The organism is Shinella sp. R2-11 (assembly GCF_055330205.1).
In genome coordinates this window covers 1-214 of the sequence record NZ_JBVAPC010000039.1, presented here as the reverse complement: position 1 = coordinate 214, position 214 = coordinate 1, and the positions used below count along the sequence as shown (strand labels likewise).

Genomic DNA, 214 nt, shown 5'->3' with positions numbered 1-214 from the left:
CGACATGTTCCAGGGCAAAGACAACGACCGTTCGGACTGGGATGCGCACACGCTCGTCGACATCAACTTCGATGCCCGCACGGACACCGAACTCGGCACGCTGCGCAGCTACATCAACATCGAAGCCGCTTCCGGTGATGTGAACGCTGCTTACAGCGATGCAGGCGGTGACCCGCTCGCCTACGGTCGTCGTGGCCAGAGCTTCTACATCGAC

At 60.7% G+C, this 214-nt stretch carries 1 protein-coding gene; it reads left to right on the top strand.

Annotated elements, in window-relative coordinates; genetic code table 11:
• Positions 1 to 214, top strand: a 214-nt coding sequence (locus ACZ1A1_RS24980; protein ID WP_463622070.1) for a porin, incomplete at both ends; no start/stop codon positions are given.